The sequence below is a fragment of the Rodentibacter haemolyticus genome (assembly GCF_015356115.1).
Classification (GTDB): domain Bacteria; phylum Pseudomonadota; class Gammaproteobacteria; order Enterobacterales; family Pasteurellaceae; genus Rodentibacter; species Rodentibacter haemolyticus.
Genome location: NZ_CP063056.1, coordinates 2139674 through 2157752, shown reverse-complemented (window position 1 = coordinate 2157752; position 18079 = coordinate 2139674). Strand labels below are relative to the sequence as shown.

General features: G+C 39.8%; 19 protein-coding genes. 8 read left to right on the top strand and 11 right to left on the bottom strand.

What is annotated here, in order from left to right; genetic code table 11:
- Positions 1-96: 96 nt before the first annotated feature.
- From IHV77_RS10345 to IHV77_RS10325, 5 genes are all read right to left on the bottom strand, one after another.
- A complete protein-coding gene (locus IHV77_RS10345) occupies positions 97-777 on the bottom strand; it encodes a M15 family metallopeptidase (RefSeq protein WP_194811871.1) in 681 nt (226 codons plus the stop codon).
- Between the two features lies 1 nt (position 778).
- Positions 779-1912 (bottom strand): succinyl-diaminopimelate desuccinylase, encoded by a 1134-nt coding sequence (dapE, locus tag IHV77_RS10340; RefSeq protein WP_194811870.1) that lies wholly within the window; start codon positions 1910-1912, stop codon positions 779-781.
- Between the two features lie 146 nt (positions 1913-2058).
- On the bottom strand, positions 2059-2403 hold the full coding sequence (locus tag IHV77_RS10335) for an ArsC family reductase (RefSeq protein ID WP_194811869.1): 345 nt from the start codon (positions 2401-2403) through the stop codon (positions 2059-2061).
- 76 nt (positions 2404-2479) lie between these two features.
- Positions 2480-4360, bottom strand: coding sequence for a molecular chaperone HtpG (htpG, locus tag IHV77_RS10330; protein ID WP_194811868.1), 1881 nt, complete (start codon positions 4358-4360; stop codon positions 2480-2482).
- A 131-nt stretch (positions 4361-4491) separates the two neighbouring features.
- Entirely contained in the window at positions 4492-5283 is a 792-nt protein-coding gene (locus tag IHV77_RS10325) for an IclR family transcriptional regulator (RefSeq protein ID WP_194811867.1), read from the bottom strand.
- A gap of 202 nt (positions 5284-5485) precedes the next feature.
- Here IHV77_RS10325 and yiaK point away from each other — a divergent pair, with 202 nt between their 5' ends.
- The 6 genes from yiaK (at position 5486) to IHV77_RS10295 (ending at position 11302) form a co-directional block, all read left to right on the top strand.
- Positions 5486-6484, top strand: a complete 999-nt coding sequence (gene yiaK, locus IHV77_RS10320; protein WP_194811866.1) for a 3-dehydro-L-gulonate 2-dehydrogenase — start codon at positions 5486-5488, stop codon at positions 6482-6484.
- A 38-nt stretch (positions 6485-6522) separates the two neighbouring features.
- Complete coding sequence (locus IHV77_RS10315) at positions 6523-6993, top strand: YhcH/YjgK/YiaL family protein (protein WP_194811865.1); 471 nt, start codon at positions 6523-6525, stop codon at positions 6991-6993.
- Positions 6993-7475, top strand: coding sequence for a TRAP transporter small permease (locus tag IHV77_RS10310; protein WP_194813279.1), 483 nt, complete (start codon positions 6993-6995; stop codon positions 7473-7475). The genes IHV77_RS10315 and IHV77_RS10310 overlap by 1 nt, the downstream gene beginning before the upstream one ends.
- Positions 7472-8749, top strand: coding sequence for a TRAP transporter large permease subunit (locus IHV77_RS10305; protein WP_194811864.1), 1278 nt, complete (start codon positions 7472-7474; stop codon positions 8747-8749). Before IHV77_RS10310 ends, IHV77_RS10305 begins: the two co-directional genes overlap by 4 nt.
- 41 nt (positions 8750-8790) lie before the next feature.
- On the top strand, positions 8791-9780 hold the full coding sequence (locus IHV77_RS10300; RefSeq protein ID WP_194811863.1) for a TRAP transporter substrate-binding protein: 990 nt from the start codon (positions 8791-8793) through the stop codon (positions 9778-9780).
- Between the two features lie 61 nt (positions 9781-9841).
- Positions 9842-11302, top strand: a complete 1461-nt coding sequence (locus tag IHV77_RS10295; RefSeq protein ID WP_194811862.1) for an FGGY-family carbohydrate kinase — start codon at positions 9842-9844, stop codon at positions 11300-11302.
- Positions 11303-11478: 176 nt separating this feature from the next.
- On the opposite strand, the gene IHV77_RS10290 is transcribed toward IHV77_RS10295, so the two are convergent.
- From IHV77_RS10290 to IHV77_RS10280, 3 genes are all read right to left on the bottom strand, one after another.
- Positions 11479-11988, bottom strand: coding sequence for a SprT family zinc-dependent metalloprotease (locus IHV77_RS10290; protein WP_194811861.1), 510 nt, complete (start codon positions 11986-11988; stop codon positions 11479-11481).
- 140 nt (positions 11989-12128) lie between these two features.
- Positions 12129-13283: a methionine adenosyltransferase gene (gene metK, locus IHV77_RS10285; protein ID WP_194811860.1), complete on the bottom strand. Its 1155-nt coding sequence runs from the start codon at positions 13281-13283 to the stop codon at positions 12129-12131.
- Between the two features lie 219 nt (positions 13284-13502).
- On the bottom strand, positions 13503-14072 hold the full coding sequence (locus IHV77_RS10280) for an anthranilate synthase component II (RefSeq protein WP_194811859.1): 570 nt from the start codon (positions 14070-14072) through the stop codon (positions 13503-13505).
- Between the two features lie 150 nt (positions 14073-14222).
- Here IHV77_RS10280 and IHV77_RS10275 point away from each other — a divergent pair, with 150 nt between their 5' ends.
- Entirely contained in the window at positions 14223-15200 is a 978-nt protein-coding gene (locus IHV77_RS10275; RefSeq protein ID WP_194811858.1) for an aminodeoxychorismate synthase component I, read from the top strand.
- Positions 15200-15766: an aminotransferase class IV family protein gene (locus tag IHV77_RS10270; RefSeq protein WP_194811857.1), complete on the top strand. Its 567-nt coding sequence runs from the start codon at positions 15200-15202 to the stop codon at positions 15764-15766. Before IHV77_RS10275 ends, IHV77_RS10270 begins: the two co-directional genes overlap by 1 nt.
- A 148-nt stretch (positions 15767-15914) precedes the next feature.
- Here the strand turns inward: IHV77_RS10270 and srlR are convergent, their stop codons facing one another.
- From srlR to srlD, 3 genes are all read right to left on the bottom strand, one after another.
- Positions 15915-16685 carry a glucitol operon DNA-binding transcriptional repressor SrlR gene (gene srlR, locus IHV77_RS10265; protein ID WP_194811856.1) on the bottom strand — a complete coding sequence of 257 codons (771 nt, stop codon included), beginning with the start codon at positions 16683-16685 and terminating at the stop codon, positions 15915-15917.
- Between the two features lie 22 nt (positions 16686-16707).
- Positions 16708-17070, bottom strand: coding sequence for a transcriptional regulator GutM (gene gutM, locus IHV77_RS10260; RefSeq protein ID WP_194811855.1), 363 nt, complete (start codon positions 17068-17070; stop codon positions 16708-16710).
- 225 nt (positions 17071-17295) lie between these two features.
- A complete protein-coding gene (srlD, locus tag IHV77_RS10255; RefSeq protein ID WP_194811854.1) occupies positions 17296-18078 on the bottom strand; it encodes a sorbitol-6-phosphate dehydrogenase in 783 nt (260 codons plus the stop codon).
- Position 18079: the final 1 nt, after the last annotated feature.

Sequence of the window (18079 nt, the reverse complement as noted above, 5' to 3'; positions counted from 1 at the left end):
TAGCCGTAGGCGTAACGCAACCTACCCAAAAAAATCTCGGAGATAAAATCCTCTTTATGCAACAGATACATAATACCGTTTTTTATCACCGCACTTTTACACCATAAATTGATCGAAAATTTGTTCAAAATGCGCTAATAAAACGGTTTTTCCGCCGATTTCTTCTCCATTCCAAGCCTGCAATAAAATATCCGATGAAAATTGATTACTCGCCTGCTCCGCCAAGGGAAGATAGCTAATATGCCAAGGCTCACGACCAATTTTTTTATTTTTAGACATTTGCATAAATGGCAAAGCAAAATCAAAGTGCGGTAGGTATTCTGTGAGAAATTCACTTAGCTCGAAAAAATAACCGCCCTTTTCATATTCCCAAGGTTCAAGCTGTAAAGATTGATTTTGTGGCAGTAAATCAGGATCAAAAATATCAATTTCCGTTCCCCAGTGATGGCGGCTCGCCCCCGGCAATGCAGACCATCGCAAAATGGCTTGGCATTTTTGCCACTCATCTAATTGCGTCAAATCTATCGGATTGCCTTTATCATCGTGAACTTTGCGTAGTCCATTAAATTTATTATTCCAAATAAACTGCTGACGTTCAAAATCACGGAAACTGCTTGCAGGCTGTAAATTAAACCCGTTTTTGACCGCACTTTGTTGTAAACCTTGAAAAGCATTCCTTGCTGCCTTCTGTAAAAAATGATTCGGTGAATGAGGCGTAGCTAAATTTACGAGGTGTTCACGAGACTTTCCACAAAGCATTTCCGCTGTCAATTTCATCTTATTTGTCCAATAAATTGATTAACATTTGGTGATAAATCTGACCGCACTTTCCTAAATCCTCCAAACTGACACATTCATTCACCTTATGAATCGTGGCATTCAGCGGACCAAATTCCACCACTTCCGCGCCCATTAGGGCAATAAAACGGCCATCGGAAGTTCCGCCGCCGGTATCCGGTTTTGGGCGAATATGAGCGATTTGCTCAATAGCTTGAGTAACGGCACTAAGTAATTTTCCCGGTTTGGTTAAAAACGGTTTGCCGGAAAGCCACCATTCAAGACGATATTTTAAGCCGTGCCGTTCAAGTATTTGCACCACGTTTTGCTTAATCATTTCATCGGTTAGCTCTGTGCTATAACGCAAATTAAACTGCACGTAAAGTTCTCCCGGGATCACATTATTACTGCCCGTTCCTGCTTTTATATTAGCGATTTGTAAGCCCGTCGGCGGGAAAAATTCGTTGCCTTGATCCCATTGATAACGAGTAAGTACGGTCAAAAATTCAAGAGATTTATGCACCGGATTTTCCGCTAAATGCGGATAAGCAACGTGGCCTTGTACGCCTTCAATATACAGATTGCCGGTAATCGAACCACGGCGACCGTTTTTTACCACATCACCTAACGTTTTTGAGCTTGAAGGTTCACCCACAAGACAATAATCGATCTTTTCTCCACGCGCCATTAAGGCATCCACCACTCGTTGTGTGCCATCTTTTGCACTGGCTTCTTCATCAGACGTGATCAATAACGCAATCGTGCCTTGGTGATGGGGATTGGCTTTTACATATTCTTCCACAGCGACAACCATTGCAGCAAGGGAGCCTTTCATATCTGCCGCGCCACGTCCATAAAGCATATCATCAACAATCTTGGCATCAAACGGTGGATACGTCCATTGGCTTTCATCACCTATCGGCACAACGTCCGTATGCCCGGCAAAAGCAATAACAGGTTCACCATTCCCGTGTTTCGCCCATAAATTTAGCGTGTCATTAAAAGGCATCCATTCGATCTGAAAACCGACCGTTTCCAAACGATGCGCAATTAATTGCTGACAACCTTCATCATTCGGGCTAATTGATGGACGGCGAATTAAATCTTGCGCTAAAGAAATGATGTTTTCTTTCATAAAAACTCCTGAAAAAATGGGTATTATGTATCAATTGCACAAAGAGAATTTTATATTTAATTATTTGGTGCGTTACGGCTTCGCCTAACGGCACCCTACAATGGTATACGCAACTGCTACATAATACAGGGAAAAATTACCGCACTTTATGCAAAAGCGACTTGATATTCTTTTTCATTAAAACCAATCAAGGCTTTCCCTTCTTGCAAAATAACTGGGCGTTTGATTAAGGTTGGATTTTCTAAAAGTACCGAAAGTGCGGTCGATTTTGATAATGTTTTTTTAATTTCTTCGTCTAAATTTCGCCAGGTAGTGCTACGTTTATTGACTAAATTTTCCCAACCGAATTGTGCTTCCGCTTGTTGTAAAAACGTTTCTTCCAAACCGTCCACACGATAATCGTGAAGTTTATGTTCAATATTGTGCTGTTCAAGCCACTTCAAGGCTTTTTTCACAGTATCACAATTTTTAATGCCGTAAACGGTAATCATACAATCTCCTAAATAAAAAATCCTCCGTCTTTTCAGACTGAGGATTTTAACCATAACATTAAATCATCGCAATGAATTAGCCTAATAACTTATTAATACGCTTAATAAAGGCTGCCGGATTTTCTAAAGAACCACGTTCCGCAAGCATCGATTGCTCAAGCAACAATTCGATCCAATCGGCAAATTGTGCTTCATCCGCAATGTCCGCCACTTTTTTCACTAGGTGATGTTCAGGGTTGAGTTCAAAGGTGTATTTCACTTCCGGTACAGGTTGACCTGCGGCAGCGAAAAGTTTTGCCATTTGAGTAGTCATCTGATCATTATCCGTAGAAACCACTGCCGGTGTATCGGTCAAATTATGGGTTAAACGCACCTCTTTTACACGATCGCCCAACAAAGTTTTCACACGTTCGATAAAGCTACCAAAGGCCTCGTCTTGTTCTTTTTGGGCTTCGGATTCTTTATCCGCCAAATCCCCTAAGTCCAAATTCGCTTTCGTGATACTTTGTAATGCTTTGCCGTCAAATTCGGTTAAATAGCTTAACATCCATTCATCAATACGGTCTGATAATAGCAGCACTTCAATGTCTTTTTTATTAAACAATTCCAAATGAGGGCTATTTTTCGCAGCAACATAACTATCGGCAGTAATGTAATAAATCGCTTTTTGCCCATCTTTCATACGAGAAACATAATCTTCCAAAGAAACGGTTTGCTCACTGCTGTCGTTGTGGGTTGAGGCAAAGCGTAATAATTTGGCAATTGCTTCTTTATTTCCGAAATCTTCGGCCGGGCCTTCTTTTAACACTAAACCGAACTCTTTCCAAAATTGTTGGTATTTTTCCGCATCGTCTTTTGCCAGTTTTTCGAGCATTTGTAAAGAACGTTTCGTTAAGGCTTTACGTAATGCTGCAGTCACCTTATTATCTTGCAAAATTTCACGCGATACGTTTAACGGCAAATCATTACTATCAATCAATCCGCGCATAAAACGTAAATAATTCGGCATAAATTGTTCCGCATCATCCATAATAAAGACACGTTGAACATAAAGTTTTAAGCCGTGTTTATGATCGCGATTGAATAAATCCCAAGGTGCTTTGCTCGGCACATAAAGCAGGCTGGTATATTCTTGATTACCCTCTACTTTGTTGTGTGCCCATAGTAAAGGATCCGCAAAATCGTGGCTTAAATGTTTGTAAAATTCTTTGTATTCTTCATCGGAAATATCGTTTTTACTACGTGTCCAAAGGGCTTCGGATTTATTGATTTTTTCCCATTTTTCACCGCTTTCTTTCCCTTCATCATCATATTCCTTCGTGAGCATTTCCACAGGAAGCCCGATATGATCGGAATATTTACCGATAATCTCACGTAAACGCCATTCGTTTAAAAATTCTTTTTCATCTTCACGTAAATGCAAAATCACATCCGTACCACGAGATTTTTTCTCAATATCCGCGACCGAGTAATCCCCTTCTCCTGCAGACTCCCAAATCACGGCGTTATCCGCTGTTTCTCCTGCCGCTCGGGTTTTTACGGTAACTTTATCCGCCACAATAAAAGCGGAATAAAAACCGACACCGAATTGACCGATAAGCTGGCTATCTTTAGCTTGATCTTGTCCAAGTGCGGTCAAAAATTCTTTCGTTCCCGATTTTGCGATAGTCCCCAAGTGATCGATAACCTGCTCACGAGTCATACCAATACCGTTATCGCTGATAGTAATCGTCCCTTTTTCACTATCAAAACTGATACGTACACGTAATTCGCCGTCATTTTCATAAAGCGCCGGATTAGACAACGCTTTAAAACGAAGTTTATCCGCCGCATCAGAGGCATTAGAGATCAGCTCACGCAAGAAAATTTCTTTATTGGAATATAAAGAATGAATCATTAGTTGAAGAAGTTGTTTCACTTCGGACTGAAAGCCACGGGTTTCTTGATTTTTTGACATAGTTTTTCCTTTATAAAATGAAATAAGTTAAAGTTGAACGCCACAAATATAAGAATGAAAACGGTGTTTTCAAGGGACATGTTCTCAATATTCAAATAAATTGAATATTTGACCGCACTTTTAGGTATAGTTTATATCTCACCCGTATAGCCCAACTCTTTTGGTATCTCCAACGCTGTTTTTTTGATTTCATTGAGGAAAAAATCAATACCGATTTTTTTCAGTTTATAAATCGACATAGAAACCGAAACGGCATATTCCACTTGATGAAAAGAATCAAATATCGGGCAAGCGATACAGACTACGCCCATTTCGTTTTCCTCTTTGTCCATTGCGAATTTATTTTGCCGAATATTTTCTAGTTCTACTTCCATTTCATCTAATTGGGTGATGGTATTTTTCGTCAGTTGTTGAATCACATTTTGGTGGGTTTGCCAATAGTACGATAGATAGCCTTCTTTTTTAGGATAAGCCAAATAAAGTTTTCCCATTGCCGAACAATAAAGCGATATGTGCTGACCAATGTAAGCCCGTGTTTTAAACATTCCGTGAGTAGGCTCTAACTTATAAATCATAATGGCTTTATCATCTTCTCTTTGAGAAAAATTAATGGTTTCGCCTAAAGTTAGATTAAGCTGCTCTAAATAAGGGGATACCACATTAATAATATTCATTGAAGTCAATATTTTTTGTCCGATACTGAGGCATTTTATACTCAACCGGTAGCTCCCCGCCGTGGAAGCAGGTTTTACATAGCCTTCTCTTTGCAGCCCCTGTAAAAGACGATGAACCGTGCTTTTGTTCAATCCTGAAATCTCCGCTAATTTCGCTAATGGGCAACCATTAGGAAAATCACTTAACATATCTAACAACCGAAGTCCTCTGATAAGGCTTTGATTACCGGTTGATTTTTCTTCCGCCATAGTTTTTCCTTCTTTATAAATCATCCTATTTCATAATATGAAATATTTTCTCATAAAAATGAGACATTAGTCACAAAAATGAAAACAAATTTATATCCAATTGATTTTAAAAGAAATTTATCTTTTCTCTCAAATTGACTTAGCAACGAAATAATCGTATATTTTGAAATATGATTTTACAATATGAAATGGAAGATGTTAAATGAAAGTGTCTTATAACGATTTAAAAGCTGAGTTCAAACGGGTTTTACTTGCTCGTAACGTACGTGAAGATATTGCCGAAGAATGCGCCACCGTATTTGCCGATACCACACAGGCAGGTGCCTATTCTCACGGCGTAAACCGCTTTCCGCGCTTTATTCAGCAACTGGAAAACGGCGATATTGTGCCTGAAGCACAACCGACTAAGGTCCTTTCATTAGGCGCAATCGAACAATGGGACGCACACCAAGCCATAGGAAATTTAACCGCGAAGAAAATGATGGATCGGGCGATTGAACTCGCCTCTCAAAATGGAATCGGTGTTGTGGCATTACGCAATGCCAACCATTGGATGCGTGGTGGATCTTACGGTTGGCAAGCGGCGGAAAAAGGTTATATCGGTATTTGTTGGACAAATGCCCTTGCAGTCATGCCGCCTTGGGGGGCGAAAGAATGCCGTATCGGAACCAACCCGTTAATTATTGCCGTACCAACCACCCCAATTACTATGGTGGATATGTCCTGTTCAATGTATTCCTATGGAATGTTGGAAGTACATCGTCTGCAAGGTCGCCAAACTTTTGTCGATGCCGGCTTTGATGACGAAGGAAAGCCAACCCGTGATCCGGCAACCGTAGAAAAAAACCGCCGTTTAATGCCAATGGGTTTTTGGAAAGGATCAGGTTTATCCATTGTATTGGATATGATCGCCACCCTCCTTTCTAACGGCGAATCTACCGTTGCCGTTACGGAAGACAAAGATGACGAATACTGCGTTTCTCAAGTCTTCATTGCCATTGAAGTTGATCGTTTAATTGACGGTAAAACCAAAGATGAAAAACTCAATCGCATTATGGAATATGTGAAAACGGCTGAACGAGCGGATCCGAACGTAGAAGTGCGTTTACCGGGTCACGAATTTACTCAAATTCTTGCCGATAACAAAGCCAATGGCATTCCGGTGGATGATACCGTTTGGGCAAAACTCAAATCACTTTAAAGTGCGGTCTTTTTTCTAAAAGTTTTTTAGGAGGGCTTATGATTTTCGGTCATATTTCTCATATCATCGCCAATCGCTACCCAAAAACAATTTTCGCCGCTTTAGATTATCTGAAGCGGACGGATTTTAACCGAATGGAAGCCGGTCGCTACCCGTTCAAAGGTAAATCCTATGTTCAGATTCTTGATCTAAAAACGCTTCCCGAAGAGGTATCGCTCCCTGAAGTACATCGTCAATATATCGATGTGCAATACTGGCATTCAGGGACAGAAAGAATGGCTGTTGCAACGGATTTAGGTCATCATCAAATTGCCGAGCCTTACGACGCAACGCGCGATATTCTATTTTATAAGGCTGTCAAAAATGAGCAGGAACTGATATGCAGTACAGGCAATTTTGCCGTATTTTTCCCGGAAGATGTACATCGTAGTGCCTGTAAGCAAAATGAAATTTCTACGATTCGTAAAGTGGTTATCAAAGTGGCGCTTGATGACTTGGAGGAAGAATGATGAAACGTTTTGCGCAATTTGTTGGAAAAATACTGGAGATGTTCGTCGTTTTCATTTTATCCGTGATGGCAATTTTAGTTTTTCTGAATGTTGTATTGCGATATGGTTTTAACAGTAGCATTAATATGACGGAAGAAGTTTCCCGTTATATGTTCGTATGGCTTACTTTCTTAGCGGCGGTATTGGCATTCGGCGATAATCAGCACGTCAACGTTACCATTTTAACGGATAAGCTATCTCAAAACGGGCGTAATCTATTAGGTATCTTTACCGATAGCCTAATGCTCTATTGCTGCTATTTAATCATTGACGGAAGCTGGATTCTGTTCCAATTAAACCTCACCAATTTGGCACCGATCTCAGGTTTACCACAGGGCATTACCTACTTCGCCGGGGTTACTGCAGGCGGTTTAATCGGCATATTGTTAATTGCCCGTGTTGTATCAAGAATCACCTTTTTAACAAAGGGAGAGAAAGCATGATCGTTGTTATTTTCCTCTCTGTCTTGCTTGGTGCCATCATCTTAGGTATTCCGGTGGCATTTTCACTGTTAATTTGCGGTATTGCGTTAATGCTGCAACTTGATTTATTTGACTCTCAGATTTTAGCGCAACATTTAATTAGTGGTGCCGATAGCTTTTCACTGATGGCGATCCCTTTCTTTATTCTTGCCGGCGAAATTATGAATGAAGGCGGATTGTCGAAACGTATTATCGACTTACCGATGAAACTGGTAGGTCATAAACGTGGCGGTTTAGGCTTTGTTGCGATTATCGCAGCAATGATTATGGCAAGCCTTTCCGGCTCGGCTGTCGCAGACACGGCTGCGGTTGCGGCAATGTTATTACCGATGATGAAAACCACCGGTTATCCCGTTGATAAATCCGCCGGTTTAATTGGAACGGCGGGCATTATCGCCCCGATTATTCCTCCCTCTATTCCCTTTATCGTATTTGGCGTAGCAAGTGGCGTATCTATTACAAAACTTTTCTTAGCCGGTATTTTTCCCGGTTTGATGATGGGGATCGCATTAGCTTCACTTTGGTGGTGGCAAGCGAAACGCTTAAATTTAATGACATTCTCAAAAGCAACCAAAGAAGAGCTATGTGCTTCTTTTAAAAGCAGTATTTGGGCATTACTGTTGCCGGTGATTATCATCGGCGGATTCCGTTCCGGCATATTCACGCCAACGGAAGCCGGTGTCGTGGCGGCATTTTACGCCTTGATCATTTCATTGTTTGTTTATCGCGAACTTAAAATCAAAAACCTATATAAAGTGATTCTTGCCGCAGGTAAAACAACCGCAGTTGTGATGTTTTTAGTGGCAGCGGCTAATGTAACCGGTTGGTTGATTACCATTGCGGAATTACCGCAAATGATGACGGAATTTTTAGAACCGTTAATTGACAATCAAACCTTATTGTTAGTGGTGATTATGATTTCGGTGTTTATTATCGGTATGGTGATGGATTTAACGCCAACCGTGCTAATTCTGACTCCGGTATTAATGCCGTTAATTGAAGAAGCAGGTATCGATCCGGTTTATTTCGGCGTGTTATTTATTCTAAACACCTCAATCGGTTTAATTACGCCGCCGGTGGGGAATGTATTAAATGTGATTACCGGTGTTTCAAAACTCCCCTTTGATCAAGCAGCAAAAGGCATTCTTCCTTATATGGGTATGATGCTTATCCTGCTTGGTTTGTTCATTCTCTTTCCATCACTAATTTTGGTTCCACTTAAATGGATGTTGTAAAAATCACTTATTTTTAATAACGCTTAATTCAGGAGCACATTATGAAACGTTTTAAAATGAAATTCTTAACCGCTTTAATTGCCGGTATGGCGATATTTAACGCATCAGCCGCTTCTGCAGAAATCAGTTTACGATTTGGTTATGAAGCACCTCGCAGTGATACTCAACATATCGCCGCCAAAAAATTTAATGAATTGTTAGCGGAGAAAACAAAATCTGAAGTAAAACTCAAACTCTTTCCGGATAGCACTCTGGGCAACGCACAAACAATGATTGCCGGCGTTCGCGGTGGTACGATTGATCTTGAAATGTCGGGTTCGCCTAATTTCACCGGATTGGTGCAATCGCTTAACGTGATTGACATTCCTTTTATCTTTAAAGATCGCGAACACGTTTATAAAGTATTAGACGGCGAAATCGGACAAGGCTTACTAAAATCTCTAGAAGAGAAAGGGCTTAAAGGATTAGCCTTTTGGGATGTCGGATTCCGAGCCTTCTCTAACTCTAAACATACGATGACAAAACCGGAAGATGTGAAAGGACTAAAAGTCCGAACCAACCAAAATCCAATGTATATCGAGGCTTTCTCTCTTTTAGGTGCGAACCCTGTGCCAATGCCATTGGCAGAACTTTACACCGCATTAGAAACACGAGCAGTTGATGCACAAGAACATCCGATCGGTATTTTTTGGTCTTCAAAATTATATGAGGTGCAAAAATATCTAACGCTAAGTAATCACGGTTATACCCCGTTAATTGTTGTGATGAATAAAGCAAAATTTGATTCGCTTTCCCCTACGCTTCAGCAAGCTATTTTAGATGCCGCCAAAGAAGCCGGGAAATTTCAACGGGATCTCAACGTAAAAAACGAGCAAGAAATTATTGCCAAGTTACGTAAAGAAGGCGTTGAAGTAACGGAAACCATTGATCCTGCTCCATTTAAGGCACTCATTGAAGAAAAAGTACGTAAGTCTTATATCGAAAAACATGGCGATACATTAGTCCATAAAATTGATGAATTAGCCAAATAATCCTATCGTAGCAGTCAACAGTGATGGTTTGGTTGACTGCTTTCATTTTATTCGAGGTTTTATGAATTATTACTTAGGCATTGATTGCGGCGGAACATTTATCAAAGCCGCATTATTTGATAATAGCGGAAAATTGTATGGCATAGCCCGCCAAAATATTCCCGTTATTAGTGAGCAATCCGGCTATGCTGAACGGGATCCGGAAATGTTATGGCAAACGACCGCAAAAGTTGTCCGAGAAGCTATTGCGAAAAGTAATATCACGTCAAAACACATCAAAGCGGTTGGCATCTCCGCCCAAGGAAAAGGTGCGTTTTTATTAGATAAACAAAATCGTCCTCTGGGACGGGCTATTTTATCTTCTGATCAACGCGCGCTTGAAATCGTCAAAAAATGGCAAGTAGAGGGTGTTCCGGAACAACTTTATCCGATTACCCGACAAACATTATGGACAGGCCATCCCGTTTCAATTCTTCGTTGGCTGAAAGAAAATGATCCTCAACGCTATGCGAGCATCGGTTCGGTTTTAATGTCTCACGACTACTTACGATTTTGCTTAACCGGACAGTTATTTTGCGAAGAAACCAATATTTCTGAATCCAATATCTATAATATTGAAACCGAGCAATATGATATTCATCTTGCAAAATTACTTGGTATTGAGGAGATTTTCGATAAATTTCCACCAATTATAAAATCCGGAGAGATTGCCGGTTATATCACTAAACAAGCGGCGGAAATGACAGGATTAACCGAAGGAACTGCCGTTGTCGGCGGCTTATTTGATGTCGTTTCGACCGCACTTTGTGCCGATTTGGATGATGAAAAAAAATTGAATATCGTACTTGGAACTTGGTCTGTAGTAAGCGGCATTACCGATTGCGTTGATTCAAGCCAATCAATCCCTTTTGTTTATGGTCGTTATGCAGAAAAAAACAAATTTATTATCCACGAAGCCAGCCCTACTTCATCAGGCAATTTAGAATGGTTTTTAAATCGTTTTAAACATTTGGATTACGAGACGATTAATCAGGGTATTGAGGCTTTAGAACCAGCAAAAAGCACTGTCTTGTTTGTTCCTTTTCTTTATGGTTCTAATGCCGGATTGGGTATGCAAGCGGGCTTTTACGGGTTGCAATCTTATCATACGGAAATCCATCTATTGCAGGCGGTTTATGAGGGTGTACTCTTCAGCCTTATGTACCATTTAGAAAAAATGAAACATCGTTTCCCCAACGCAAACATACTTAGGGTTACCGGTGGCCCGACCAAATCTAACGTATGGATGCAAATGTTGGCGGATTTAACCGGTATGAAATTGGAAATTCCATCGGTAGAAGAAACAGGGTGTCTAGGCGCAGCATTAGTTGCAATGGGAGCAATAGAAAAAAGCGTAGATAAAAATACGATTTTAAATTCAGGTATGCGCAGCATTATTCCTAATCAAAACCACTTCAATGCTTACCAAGAGAAATATCAACACTATTTAAAATTTGTTCAGGCTCTCAAAGCATTGATTTAATCCTGATCTTAACTATATAGTGAATTAAATAAAAATGGATACAAAGCTGCAAGCCGAAGACAGTTCAAATAGCACGGCGAGGTGTAGTAATACCGTAGACATTTTTAAATTTAATTCACTATAAAAAAGCCAACCGTATTTTTAATCACTAAAATACGGTTGGAGTGAGAAGATGGTTAAGTATCCTCCACAAACCTCAGTTTTCCTTTACATTTTCGGCATAAATATTCGGCTTTTTCCTTTAAAATGCGATGATGACGGCGAGTAGTCAACAAATGGGTTTGGCAAAGACAACGATATTCAAAGGTTTTTCCTTGCACATTTTGCACATCAAATTGATGGCAAATATCCGCCGGTAAATGGAACACCTGATTCATTAGCGCTTTCCACTCTGCCCCGTGCGGTTTCACCCGTCCGAACATCTGATACACAATCAAATGTGCGAGTTCGTGCGGTACAACCTGCCGAATAAATTCATCCGAATTTTCTAACAATAAAGTGCGGTTAAATTTAACTTCATTTTTTTGTAGATAGGCAACACCCGCTTTCACACCGCGTAAATCATAACTCACCACAGGCATCGGGAATTTGCGGCTAAAATATTCTTCCGCAAGGCGCAACGATTCCACAAGTTTACGCTGAACTTGCATTTTTAAATGTCGAAACTGTGTTTGTGATGAAAGCATAAATTCCTAAAAAACAAAAACCGCTAAAATAGCGGTTTTTATAGTGAATTAAATTAAACTGCAAGCCGAAGAGGGGACAAACTGGCGAAACGCAACAATGCAATAAACATTTTTAAATTTAATTCACTATAAGAAAATAATTATTTCAAACCTGCCGCAGCACGTAATTCTTCTGCACGATCCACGTTTTCCCATGGGAACTGTTCACGTCCGAAATGCCCGTAAGCCGCCGTTTCACGATAAATCGGTTGAATTAAATTCAGCATTTTGATTAGGCCGTAAGGACGTAAATCGAAGAATTCACGAACTAAAGCCACTAGCAATTCGTTTGTTACTTTGCCCGTACCGAAAGTTTCCACCATAATGGAAGTAGGTTCCGCCACGCCGATTGCATAAGAAAGTTGGATTTCACAACGATCTGCCAAACCTGCCGCTACAATATTTTTCGCCACATAACGAGCGGCATAAGCTGCCGAACGGTCAACTTTTGATGGATCTTTACCTGAAAACGCACCACCACCGTGACGGGCCGCACCACCGTAGGTATCAACGATAATTTTACGTCCGGTTAAACCGCAATCCCCCATTGGCCCACCAATCACGAAACGACCGGTCGGATTAATAAAATATTTCGTTTCTTTTGAAAGCCATTCACTTGGCAATATAGGTTTAATGATTTCTTCCATCACGCCTTCGTGAAGCTCTTTTTGATTAATCTCTTCCGAATGTTGAGTTGAAAGCACCACAGCATCCACACCGACAATTTTATTGTCTTCATATTTTAATGTTACCTGACTTTTCGCATCAGGACGCAGCCATGCCAATTTACCGCTTTTACGCACTTCCGCTTGTTTTTGCATTAAACGATGCGCATAGGTGATGGCAGCCGGCATTAATACATCGGTTTCATTGGTTGCATAACCAAACATAATACCTTGGTCGCCCGCACCTTGATCGAGCGGATTTTCACGATCCACACCTTGATTAATGTCCGCAGACTGTTTACCGATAGCATTTAACACTGCACAAGAATGTCCGTCAAAGCCCATATCGGAATGTTCATAACCAATATCGCAAATCACTTTACGGGTTAAATTTTCAATATCCACCCAAGCCGATGTGGTAATTTCACCGCCCACCAAAGCCATACCGGTTTTCACATAAGTTTCACAGGCAACACGGGCTTTAGGATCTTGTTTTAGAATTTCATCAAGTACCGCATCAGAAATTTGATCGGCAATTTTATCCGGATGTCCTTCTGACACGGATTCTGAAGTAAATAAATAACTCGACATAATTTTTCTCTTTTCATTTAGATGTATTGACGTATAGACGGCTATAATACGTATTTTTGCTTAATACGCAAGCACTATTATGGGGTAGTTATAGGAAATTAATTAAAAAAATGCGCTGTTATGCAGCACTTGTACAAAACATTGTAAGGTGCGTTAGGCGAAGACAGACAGTTCAAACCGCACATCAAGATGCAGCAATGATCGTCAATATTTTTAAATTTAGTTCACGATATTTAACCAATTTTGCAAAATTTGCTCGCCATATTCCGACATATAAGATTCCGGATGAAACTGTACGCCATAAATCGGCAAATAGTTATGCTGCATTGCCATCACGACATTTTCATCACAAACGGCGGTAATCTCCAATGGTTCGGGAAAATCTTCCCTTTGCACAGCCCAAGAATGATATAAACCGATTTCGAATTGTTTCGGCAAACCCAAAAATAACGGGGAATTTGACCGCACTTTTAAACAATGTTTTTGCCCATGACGAACCGCAGCCAAGTTATAAAGTGTTCCACCGAAAAATTCACACAACGTTTGATGCCCTAAACAAACACCGAGAATTGATTTTTTTTGATGATATTTTTCCAACATATTAAATAATTGCGGATAAGCCCGCGGGACATCAGGGCCGGGAGAAATTAAAATATGCGTGAAAAATTCAGGCGTGCTTTCTTGCAAACCTTCGACATTCCACACCTCAAAAGGCACTTGAAGACGGCGAATAAGATCCACTAAATTGAAAGTAAAAGAATCGTGATTATTAATAATGAGTAATTTCATAACTTCTCGGCTTTCGTTATAATCGGGCAATTTTACGCTATAGTGAATTAAATTAAAATGGATGCCGAAGATAGTACAAGCATTACGGCGAGATGCAGCCACGCAATAGACGTTTTTAAATTTAATTCACTATAAATTAGAAATAACACAATGCAACATTTTATAGAACAAGCCAATATTTACGGCACACAACGCACCCCTTTTTTCTTTTTGATTGATTTTGAACAGGAAAAACCGCTTGTTTTTCCCTTAGAAAAAATAGCTTCACAAGGGATTTTTTTCAATATTTTAGGCAACACGAATACTGCGGAACAAAAAAACTTTCCGCAAAAATTCATTCATATCGACAAAAATCCGATTTCACTTTCAGATTATCAACAGGGTTTCGAACTTGTTCAACAAGCATTACAACAAGGTAATAGCTATTTATTAAATCTGACTTATCAAACTGAAATTTCAGGCAATTTCACTCTTGAGCAGCTTTTTTATCAAACTCACGCCCCTTATAAATTATGGTTGAAAAATCAATTTGTCTGCTTTTCCCCCGAGTGTTTTGTAAATATTCACGCAAATAAAATCGCCACTTACCCGATGAAAGGGACAATTAACGCACACTTACCCAATGCGGAAATAAAATTATTAAGTGATGAAAAAGAACAGCGTGAACACTATACGATTGTCGATCTAATGCGTAACGATCTCGCAATGGTGGCAAAAAACATTCGAGTAACAAAATTTCGCTATGTAGACCGTATTCAAACACAAAAAAATGCAATATTACAGACAAGTTCCGAAATCTGCGGTGAATTGGAAGAAAATTGGCAAGAAAAGGTAGGAAATATCCTTGCGACATTATTACCTGCCGGTTCTATCAGCGGTGCGCCGAAAGAAAAAACCGTGCAAATTATTCAACAAGCGGAAAAGCTGACACGTGGTTATTACACCGGTGTTTTTGGCATTTTCGATGGAAAAAGCCTGCAAAGTGCGGTAGCAATTCGATTTATTTCTCAACGTGATGATAAATTTTATTTTCACAGTGGCGGTGGTATTACTATTCATAGTCATTTAGAAGAAGAATATCAAGAATTGCTCGAAAAAGTCTATTTACCGATTAAGAAGGAAAATTAATGTTTCCGCTATTTGAAACCTTAGCCATCGAACAGGGCGAAATTCAAAATATCGACGATCACCAAGCACGTTATGAACACAGCCTACATCAATTTTATGGCAAAAGTGCGGTTAATATTTTTTCACTTTTTGAGTTAATCCAACCGCCCGAACATTTGCAAAATAAACTGATACGTTGTCGTATTGATTACAATGATAAAACCACCTTCGTTCAATATTTTGAATACACACGAAAAATCTACCGTACTTTCCAACCTGTGATTTGTGATGAAATTGAATATGGCTTGAAATATACCAATCGAGGCTTACTCAATACACTATTTGCACAGCGGAGAGATTGTGATGAGATTATGATTATTAAAAAGGGAAAAGTGACGGACTGTTCTATCGGAAATTTAATTTTCCGCCAAGAAAATCACTGGTTCACACCTGATACGCCTTTGTTACAAGGCACTCAGCGGGAAAAATTACTGCGTGAAGGAAAAATTCAACAAGCCGCAATTTATGTGCAGGATATTAAAAAATTTGATGAAATCAGGCTGATCAATGCGATGAATAGTTTGTAAAAAGGAATCCCTTCTTCATCATTTATAGTGAACCAGATTAAAACGTCCCTCAAGCCAAGCCTAGGGGGACAAGTAATACTGCGGCGAGGATTGCATTGCAATAGCCTTTTTTAATCAGCCCGAATCTATTCGGGCTGAATTTATCCCGCTATTCGGCAATAAGCACTTGAATATTTCGTTCTAACAAGGCTTGATGAGTTTGTTTATCCAGACCGTTATCCGTAATCACAACATCAATTTTATCTAACGGGCAGACGACATTCGGGCTGCGCCGTCCGAATTTTGACGAATCCGCCAATACAATGATTTCCCGTGCAGCGCCCGTCATTGCTTGACTAACACCGTGCACCTCGTTAAAAGTCGTTAATCCTAATTCAAGATCGAAACCGTCAGTACCGATAAATAATTTATCAAAATTAAATTTATCAAAGGTGGATTCTGCCAAAACACCGTGAAAAGAAGCGGATCTCGCTCGATAAGTACCGCCACACATTAATAATTCATGATTATTTTCCAAACTTACTAGGCTGTTAATGATATGTAAGCTGTTGGTCATAATCGTTAAATTATCCAGTTTTCCCAACAACGGAATCATTTGCAGCACGGTACTACCGGAATCAATAATCATCGAATCTCCGTCTTTCAATAAACCGACTGCAGCCTTCGCAATCTTGCGTTTTTGTTCTAAATTGATGTGGGTTTTATTAGTCATCGGTAATTCATCGTCTTCTTTCTCATTACCCGCTAATACAACACTCCCGTAAGTCCGCAAAACTTTTCGCTCACTCTCCAATACAGTTAAATCTTTACGAATGGTCGTACCGGTTGTGGCAAAATATTGTGCCAAAGTATCAACGGCAGTTCTACCGTTACTTTGCAAATAATCTAAGATCGCAAGTTGTCTTTCTTTTGGTTTCATAAAACATCCGTAATAGTCGCGACTATTGCAACCGGATTGCTTCCTCTAGTGCATCTTGCGATGCTTTACTATGCGGAAAAACCCGCTCAGGAATAATTTCACTATGCAATAATCCTTGCAGTGAAGTAATCGTTTGAGGAGCAGAAAAAACACTGAATCCCTTTATAATAAACGAATTTACAACACGATTGTTTTGATCAAACGCGATGGCAATGACTACTTTAGGTTTAAATCGCCCCTTAGAACGACCGATTCCCACATTCCCCTGCTGACATAGCAACGAAAACGCCTTGTTAAATCGAGAAATCTGCCACCAGCCAAGCAAAAGTTGCAATATCCAAGCAATAATGGCAATTAAAATAAGCGAATTGGTTGCATTTACCATAGGATTATCTCATATTTTGTAATTTATTTTGAGCGGAATAAAATATTTATCGCAAAATTCTATTATATTTATTCAGTAGATAAAACGACTCAAAAAACAACCGCTCTTTAACCGACATAAATCATTTGACCGAATTTTTACCTTAGAAATAGCAAATAGAAGTAAGCAAAATTTAGTTAAAGAGCGTTGAGAACGTTTTTACATTAAGAAAGAAAACGGGGAAACCTAAAACATAACCTGACCGCCGGTAATATTTATTGATTGTCCGGTACAATAAGAAGCCTGCTCACTGGCATAAAACAGTAGAACATTCAGCACGTCTTGATAATCACAGCCTCGCTTTAGCGGAACCTTATCAATGTAAACCTGTTCAACTTCTTCAGGAGAAATACCCAATTTTTGTGCATATTGTGGAATAAGAGATTGAAACATCGGTGATTTAAGTAAATTTCCTAACATTAAAGAATGTACGGTAATACCGTTATCCGCTAAATCCAATGCGAGCGATTGAGTTAATCCTACGCCACCAAATTTTGCCGCACTGTAACCCGAATTATGTTTGCTGCCAACTTTGCCTGATTTAGAATTGATTTGAATAATTCGACCTTTAATCCCATCACGAACCATTAATTTGGCAAATTCTCTTGCGCATAAGAAATAACCTGTTAAATTAACCTGTACTGAAAACTCAAAATCCCGCAAACCAAATTCGGTAATCGGAGCGGCTTTGGCAACCCCTGCACTGTAAACCAATAAATCACTGCGCCCAAAAGCCCGATCGACATTATTCGCTAACGCAATAACACTTTGTTCATCAGTCGCATCAACTTGAAAACCTTGTGCCACCGTTAGCCCCAATTTTTGATTAATACTATCCGCCGTTTTTTGCGCATTTTCTCCGCTTAAATCGGCAACGGCTACCCGATAACCATTTTCAGCCAATCCCGCACACAAAAAAGCCCCCAAAGTTTGTCCGCCTCCGACAACGATTGCCACTTTTGAATTCATA